Below are 8,826 nucleotides of genomic sequence, written 5' to 3'. Positions count from 1 at the left end.
AAACATTTAGAATATTAAGTGAACGTTATCGAAATAGACGGAAAAGATTCGGTTTACGCATTAACTTAATTGCTGCACTGGTAAACCGAATAAACTTGCAATAACCACTTTCGCAAGAGGTCTAATAGTTAGCATTAATGATAAAAAACTAGTAGCACCTGAGACAAAACTCCCAATATATCCTATATTAATAATATAAGGTACTTGCTCATAAAAGCTAATCTTTGCATGAGAAAATAATATGATGGCAATAGCTGAATAGCTTATAAAACTAACTATTATGAGTATGCCTAGCCAAAATAATGTTTTCATAAATATAATAGCAACAATTGATCTAAGACATCTTACTTGCTCAAAAAAATCTACTCAAGATAATTATTTGATTTATTAGGAAAAATAAGGGCCGATTTCTCGACCCTTATTTTAAACTACTTTTTGCTCAAGAAAATCATAGATTTTCTCTTGTGCTAGGGAAAAGCCTTTCGGCTTTTCCTTATCCTAGCTTATTAAGATAATTGAGCAGCAGCAATTTTCTTAGTATCAACGTCTTTAGACGCGTCAGTATACGCTTCCATTTTGTCGAAGCTTAAGTATTGATAGATGTCAGCTGACATGCTGTCAATTTGAGCTGCATATTGTTGGTATTCTTCTGGAGAAGGTAATTTACCTAATACAGCAGCAACAGACGCAAGCTCAGCAGAAGCTAAGTAAACGTTCGCACCTTGACCTAAACGGTTAGGGAAGTTACGCGTAGATGTAGATACACAAGTTGTGTTAGGCGCAACACGTGCTTGGTTACCCATACATAATGAACAACCTGGCATTTCAGTACGCGCGCCAGCTTTACCATAGATGTTGTAGAAACCTTCGTCCATTAATTGACGCTCGTCCATACGAGTAGGAGGCGCTAACCAAAGACGAGTAGATAAAGAACCACCAGGAACTTTGTCTAGTAACTTACCAGCTGCACGGAAGTGACCGATGTTCGTCATACATGAGCCAACGAATACTTCGTCAATTTTCACGCCTTGAACGTCAGATAACAATTTCGCGTCATCTGGATCGTTTGGACAGCAAAGAACTGGCTCAGTAATAGTTGCTAGGTCAATTTCATACACTTTGGTGTATTCAGCGTCAGCATCAGCTTTAAGAAGTGATGGGTTCGCTAACCATTTTTCCATGTTTTCAACACGGCGCGCCATAGTACGAGCATCGCCATAACCTTCAGAAATCATCCACTTAAGCATAGTGATGTTTGAACGAAGGTATTCAGCAACTTTCTCTTCAGAAAGCGTGATCGCACAGCCTGCAGCAGAACGTTCAGCAGAAGCATCAGATAATTCGAATGCTTGCTCAACAGTAAGGTCAGTTTCCATTTCTGTTAAGTCGATCTCTAAGATACGACCAGAGAAGATGTTCTTCTTACCTTTTTTCTCTACAGTTAAGTCACCTTGTTGGATCGCAACGTAAGGGATTGCATGTACGAGGTCACGTAGTGTGATACCAGGTTGCATCTTACCTTTGAACTTAACAAGTACAGACTCAGGCATATCCAGTGGCATAACACCAGTTGCAGCAGCGAATGCTACAAGACCAGAACCCGCTGGGAAAGAAATACCAATTGGGAAACGAGTATGCGAGTCACCACCAGTACCTACTGTATCTGGAAGAAGCATACGGTTTAACCAAGAGTGGATAATACCGTCACCTGGACGTAGAGAAACACCGCCACGGTTCATGATGAAATCAGGAAGTGTGTGGTGAGTAGTTACGTCAACTGGTTTTGGATACGCAGCTGTGTGACAGAAAGATTGCATAACAAGGTCAGCAGAGAAACCTAGGCATGCTAAATCTTTAAGTTCGTCACGAGTCATTGGACCTGTTGTATCTTGAGAACCAACAGTTGTCATCTTAGGTTCGCAGTATGTACCAGGAAGTACACCTTGACCTTCAGGAAGACCACATGCACGGCCAACCATCTTCTGAGCAAGGGTAAAGCCTTTGCCTGTTGCAGCAGGTTGTACAGGCGTACGGAACAATGTAGATGCAGGTAAACCTAAAGCTTCGCGCGCTTTAGTGGTTAAGCCACGACCAACGATTAAGTTGATACGGCCACCGGCACGAACTTCGTCAAGAAGTACTGGAGTCTTAAGTTCAGCTTCAGCAATTTGCTCGCCGTTCTTAGATGCAGTTACTTTTGCCGCTGCGTGATCGATGTTAAGAACGATTTCGTCGCCCATGTTCATGTTTTGAACGTCGATCTCAATTGGTAACGCGCCCGCATCTTCCATCGTGTTAAAGAAAATTGGTGCAATCTTAGAACCTAAGCAGTAGCCGCCATCTTTCTTGTTTGGAATGTGTGGAAGGTCTTGACCGAAGAACCAAAGTACAGAGTTAGTTGCAGATTTACGGCTTGAGCCTGTACCTACAACGTCACCTACGTAAGCAACTTGGTTGCCTTTCGCGATCAATTCTTTGATTTGGCTTAATGGACCAACTTCACCTGGTTTTTCAGGGTTGATACCATCACGTTCGTTTTTAAGCATTGCATTCGCGTGTAACGGAATGTCTGGACGGCTCCACGCGTCTTGTGCAGGTGACAAGTCATCAGTGTTGGTTTCGCCAGTTACTTTGAAAACAGTTAACTTGATTTCAGTTGGAACGTCTGGACGGCTTGTGAACCATTCAGCATCAGCCCAAGATTGTAAAACTGCTTTTGCATTGTCGTTACCCGCTTTTGCTTTATCAGCAACATCGTGGAACGCATCAAATACAAGAAGAGTTTTCTTCAACGCTTCAGCTGCTAAAGCACCTAACGCTGCATCTTCTAGTAATTCAACTAAAGGCGCTACGTTATAACCACCAAGCATAGTGCCTAGTAAGTAAACCGCGCGTTCTTTAGACACTAATGGAGAAGTTGTTTCACCTTTTGCCAAAGCAGCTAAGAAAGCAGCTTTTACATAAGCAGCTTGGTCAACACCCGCTGGTACACGGTTTTCAAGCAAGTCAACTAAGAATGCTTCTTCACCTGCTGGTGGATTCTTTAATAATTCAACTAATGCAGCTGTTTGAGCGTCATCAAGTGGCTTCGGTGGGACTCCGAGTGCGGCACGTTCTGCAACGTGTTGGCGGTAAGCTTCTAGCACGGTGTTATTCCTCTTTTTTAAAAAATTATTTACGATTTCCTGCTTCTATAAAGCTTCGTAAACAATATGGACAGCAAAATTTTACTAAAATTCGAGTTAAAAGTTAATGCAAGTAAAGTATTTGTTTGTGATGCTCATTATTTTATATCTAAATGATGGCAAGATCGTTTAGTTGATGAGCAATTTATGCTGTTTAAAGCAACACAGTGTACTTTCCTTGAGCACTTTGCTTGAAAGATAGCCATAAAAAAGACAACGCTATGTTGTCTTTTTTGTTCAAAAAAATCCATTCCACCTTAGTGTACAGTACTTGCTTTTATATAGTGCTGAAAATTCGCCCGATCACCGACAAATTTCAAGGTAATTTCATCTTCATGCAGTAAATCTGACTGACAATTGGCAAAACAAATACTCACCAAGTAGCGGTTTTGGTGCTCATTGACGCAATCGCGCAAAATCACTCGATCACCACAGCTTAATACATAGCCGCCACCACCAATGACCATGACACTTTGATCGTCTTCAAGTAAAAAGTCATCATTATGTAAATAACCCACCACTTCCATGATGCCTCTCCTTATTGTTTTCATTATTCTATTTTTATATATGCTTTTCTGTTTTTATGCGAACACAGAATTGTTGCAAAGTTTATGTTAAGCAGCATGTGCTGGCCATAAATTGGCTTTGGATTAATATCAAGCCATAAAAAAACCGTTCCTTAGAACGGTTTATATTCAGGGATTTCATCAAATGGTGTGTTTTGACAACGCTCTGTCACTTGCGCACGAATTTTTTCACGCTGTACATCCGGCTGATCATTGATCTGCTCTGAAGGTAACTGATAAACCTCTTCAATAATTTCTAAGATAAATTTCTTGGTGGTTGGATCTTCTAACTTTTCAGCATGATCAATGGCTGCTTGCTTTTCAATTGCATTTTGACGATCCAACAAAATGGTACGTGCTGCATTACCCACGCTTTTGCAATAGCCTTGCCATTGTTGCTCAGGTGCAAGTGGGGCTTTTTCCGCACAGCCAGCCAATACAACCAGCGCAGTGAAAGCGAATAACTTTTTCATTACATCTCTCCTATTGCTGGCTATGATAATCGAACTACAAATGCTGTAAAGCCTACATGAAAAAAAGCCCTCAAATGAGGGCTGTTTTTTAAAATTTCCAGTGATAGAACACATCCACTGCGCGCTCTAAGGCTTGGCTGGCTTCTAAATACACCCGTTGATTCATTTGATAACGTAAAGTCAATTTATTGACTGGCGTGAATACGCCTACACCATAACGAATAAACAAATCAGGAGTAATATAGCCTGTCACTGATACTTGCGTATCATCGCCGGTACCTTGTGCATCAAGTGCCAAACCGCTTAAACCAAAGGTACGTCCAATTTGATTGGTTAAGGCACGTGTACCGCCTAGCCCCATACTAATGCCTGCTGCGGCAATGGTATTGTTTACATCAGATCTAAAACCTTCAGTTTGGCTAATACCACTGCTACCATCATTAATACGCCCCGTGATTAAGGCATTTAACGCTTCTTGCTCAGATAAGCCTGCATCATTATACACTTGAATATTCGGGCTAGAACCTGTACCGGTCACACGCACACCCACCGTACTGCCTTGTACCAATTTATTGGCATCAATATCCAAACTCGGATTGGCCAGTGGCCCATTAAAACGCGCGATGGCGCGGTTTAAATCTAAACTTTGCCCATAGGCTTCAATTTTTACCCGTTTCGAAACACCAATCGCACCATTGGCACGCATCGCGGTTTCTAAGCCGCGCTGTGATAAATACACACGACCAATTAACGGTATACGACTATCAAAGCCTTGGAAAATCACTTGATTTCCGAGTTGCACCATCACATCGGCACGAATATCCCAAGGTTTTGCCGCACGTAAAATGGCCAGTTGATTTTGTCCCTCACGCACAATGCGTACATCGGAGGAGACATTCACCACGGGTGCTGACGCTTCAGGCATAGAGATCAGTGCCCGTGGCACCTGTACCTCACCATTTAAGCTGACACGGCGACGGCTTGGCAGTACTTCTAAATTAATTTCAGGATCAATCACCGCGGTAATTAACGGTGCCTGACGAATCAACAGATCATCACCTTTGAGTTTAAGATGAATGCGCGGCTCGTCGCGCCAATCGACACCACCGGTCAGATGCCCCACACCTCGGCCACTGTTAAAGGCACCATTGATACTGGCTTGGTTTTGACGAATCGATGAATACAACTGAATATTATTTAAGTTGATTGGCAATGAGATCATACTAATTGCGCCATCTTTTAAACGTAGCTCACCGTTAAATTCAGGATCGGTTAAAGCACCTTGTACTTTACCTGCAAAAGATAAGGTCCCGCCAATAGAACGTACATCTTGTATAAACGGTTTTACGATTTTTAAATCGACTTTATCAAAAGCCACTTCACCACGCATGCTTTTACGTGCGCTATAGGGATCAATCACCACATTAGCATAACCGGTACCAATGTCTTGCGTTTTGACATCTAAACGTAGCTGTAAGCCTTCCGCCACACTTTTTGCCACCACAGCCACTTGTTCGTAGCCAATTTTAGAGGCTTGATATTGAGGATCTTCGGCATCTAAACCAATGGTACCGTTACGCGTGACTAAACGGGCATCTAGTTTGGGTTTTTGCCCTTGTGCCCAAGCCGCTTTAGCATAACCATTGACTTTACCTGTAATGCTTAACCCTTCTGGCATAAAGGCCGCAAAGTCATTTAAATCCACGTTTTGTGTGCTTAAAGAGACATTACCTTTGCTTGGGCTGACGATGAGCGGTTGATCAACACACAATTGACTTTGTTGACTCATCCAACAATGTGCCCCAACCAATAGCTCTTGTCGGGCATTGTTATAGATCACTGCTGCGGATTGACGTTGTATTAACCGAGTGCGGTAGGAGTTAAAATCCCCTTGTTGAATTTGGCCCAACCAATCATTATTTTGCTTAAAACCACCAGCCAATTGCACATAAAAAGTACTCAAACGATTTTTGGCTTGAACTTTTAATACATGTGCATTGTATTTACCGCTTAAGTTAATTTGGCCAGTTTGGATTTCACGACCACCAGCACGTAAACCCTGTAGGCTAGCAGTTAAAGACGTTGGGGTGGTCGTTGAGGTTGGTAATTCACCTTGCAACCGCATTTTTTGAATGCTGATGGCATCATTAAAGGCAAAACCATCAACAGCCAAATTGGCAGTGGCTTTAAGACGAGGTTGGGCCTGCACATTTAATTTGCCATAAATACGACCACGCAAACCTGGATATAATTCATATAAAGCCGGTGCATCAATACTTAAACTTAAGTTTTGTGCATTGCCTGTGGCCTGAACTTGGTTATTGGCGTAGGCCAGATAAAAATTATTGGCTTCAAATTGACTCGGTAGCAAGCCACTTTGGTCATTCTTGAGTAAAATAGATAAATTGCCCTGCCCACGTAAGGGCTTGGAATTCAGCTGACCGGCCAGATTTAAGTTTTGTACTTGAATCTTTTTGACTTGCTCTGTCCATGTACCTTGGGTGTTTAAACGACCTGACACATCGCCTTTTAAACTTGCGACAAAATACTGCGGTTTAAAATGATTTAAACTGGCATTGATATTCCAGCTTAAAGTGTTGGCTAAATTCACCTGACCATTGGCTAAAATATTGCCCGCAATACCATCATGCTTAAATTCTTTGATATTTAAAAATTCAGGGGTGCCTGAAACTTTAAATTTTAGCCCGCCTTTGGACACAGCCAAGTGACTCGCATCCAAATCACCTTCATAATTGACTGCATAGCCTTTAAAGCCACCACCGGCTTTTTCATCATGGAAGATTAATGCCGCTGTGCTTTGCCCAGTTAAACGTACCGTTTCATTTTGTGCAGTTAAATGCCCCAATAAATTGATTTGATTGAGTTGAATAATATGCTGATTGGGTAAGGCGTAGCCTTGTGCGCGCACCTGACCATTTAAACGATCTACAGGTGCAGCGCTGGCCAAGGTCTGGGGATTAAAATCTTCTGCGTTGAGGTCTGCACGCCACTTGAGCTGACGTGTTTCATCGGGCAAATCCACCACGGCCTTGCCACTTAAACGACTGCTGCCTGCTTGATAATTAAAATTTGGCACCGTTAAAATGTTGTTTTTAAAATTGAGCTGCGCTTGATAATCACCCGTTGGCAAAAAGCCATTATCATTATGTTTAACTTGGGTGCCCAGCTCAATATTTTGTTGACCCTCTAATAAAGTCACCTTGGCCTGACCTTGTTCACTGGCCAGCCAACCGATATATGGCACTGCGCGATCAATCTCACGCCATGCTATATTAAGCTGCATTGGATTAGGTTTTTTCGGCTGCTCAGGTTTTTGATCGAGCTGTACATGCCATTTTTCATAACGATCAAAATCCACATCGGCAGTTAAATGTAGACCCTTGTCTAAGCTACCTTTGGAGGCGATTTGACCATCCAAACTCGGGGGTAAGAAATCCCGAATAAACTGTGGAATCACAGGATCTTCGGGATTCAGTTTATCCATACGACCGCTTAAATCCCAAGTGACTTGATCTTTCCAACTGACCACACCACCTAAATTAAGTGCGCCTTGCATGACTTGACCATTTAAATTATGAATATCAATTTGATTGACAAAATCGGTATGCATAAGGGCGCTGTATTGCCCTTTTGGAATGTCAGTACCGCTTAAATCGGTATTCAGATTAATATCAAAGCCGTGTGCATTGCCGTTAAATTTGGCTAAACCGTCTTCAGCAAAAAGTTTTTGCTCAGTTAAAAATGGAAAATGGTAGTTTTTAAATTTGAGCGCACCATACATGGGCACATCTTGACGTACCGGATGCACCACAATCCAGCCAGTGAGCAAATCTGGATTGCGTGTCGCCACACCAGCTTGAATACTGTCGAGCGAGCCTTTGGCAACCACCTTAATGTCATGAATATTTAAGCTATCATTTAAAGCGGGTAAATTAACATCGGCAATGGCATCAATCGGGTAAGTGCCCTGAAAATCCATACTCCCTGTGGCATTCTTCACCAAGAGATAGCCCATACTGACACTGGTGTCTTTAAATTCGAGTTTGGTATCACTCCACACCGCATCATTTAACACCGCATCATAAAAATTAACTTTGCTACCGCCTGCAGTTTGAATCAATAAATGATCTAAATCGGCATGGTCAAGCCGCAGTACAAAAGGCAAACGAATGTCGCTAAACTTAAACGGCTCATCACTCGGCGGTTTTTTACTGATGATTTGCAGATTACGCACATCGGCACGGCTTAAATGAATTTCTTTATTTAAAATGGCACGCCAACCCAAATTCACATCGGCACGATCAATTTTAACATCAACACTGGCCAGATTGACCCAAACTTGACGCAAAATCAGACCGCGCCACAAATTACCACCTTCGTATTGGTAGCTGATAATCTGTTGTCGCTCTAACACCCGATCCAATAAGAACTTACTACCGGCATTGGTGGAAAACATCACCACAAGTGCTGCTGCCAACAGTAAAAAAATCAATAAAATCGAAACGATGATATTACGTACAGTATTACGCTGCTTTGGCGTCACCTGCGCCGCTGGTTCTAAGTCTGGCATAATGTTTTTTA

At 42.2% G+C, this 8,826-nt stretch carries 5 protein-coding genes and 1 pseudogene; 1 reads left to right on the top strand and 5 read right to left on the bottom strand.

All coding sequences use genetic code 11. The annotated features are described in order from the left end of the window. Positions 1-104, top strand: a pseudogene (locus AC5YCI_RS02680) (IS5-like element ISAba27 family transposase); the annotation flags it as partial. Here the strand turns inward: AC5YCI_RS02680 and AC5YCI_RS02675 are convergent. From AC5YCI_RS02675 to AC5YCI_RS02655, 5 genes are all read right to left on the bottom strand, one after another. Beyond that, positions 61-312, bottom strand: a complete 252-nt coding sequence (locus AC5YCI_RS02675; RefSeq protein WP_496128538.1) for a hypothetical protein — start codon at positions 310-312, stop codon at positions 61-63. The pseudogene AC5YCI_RS02680 and the gene AC5YCI_RS02675 overlap by 44 nt on opposite strands. A 194-nt stretch (positions 313-506) precedes the next feature. Then, a complete protein-coding gene (locus tag AC5YCI_RS02670) occupies positions 507-3,146 on the bottom strand; it encodes a bifunctional aconitate hydratase 2/2-methylisocitrate dehydratase (RefSeq protein ID WP_496128520.1) in 2,640 nt (879 codons plus the stop codon). 296 nt (positions 3,147-3,442) lie between these two features. Then, positions 3,443-3,712, bottom strand: a complete 270-nt coding sequence (locus AC5YCI_RS02665; RefSeq protein WP_496128519.1) for a hypothetical protein — start codon at positions 3,710-3,712, stop codon at positions 3,443-3,445. A gap of 152 nt (positions 3,713-3,864) precedes the next feature. Further along, the gene (locus AC5YCI_RS02660) at positions 3,865-4,224 is read right to left on the bottom strand and encodes a hypothetical protein (protein ID WP_496128518.1); all 360 of its coding nucleotides are present in this window, start codon (positions 4,222-4,224) and stop codon (positions 3,865-3,867) included. Positions 4,225-4,312: 88 nt separating this feature from the next. Beyond that, positions 4,313-8,815 (bottom strand): translocation/assembly module TamB domain-containing protein, encoded by a 4,503-nt coding sequence (locus AC5YCI_RS02655; protein ID WP_496128517.1) that lies wholly within the window; start codon positions 8,813-8,815, stop codon positions 4,313-4,315. Positions 8,816-8,826: the final 11 nt, after the last annotated feature.

The organism is Acinetobacter sp. CY17 (genome assembly GCF_059515825.1).
The sequence above is the reverse complement of the archived record's forward strand: the minus strand, read 5'-3'. Positions and strand labels throughout refer to the sequence as shown.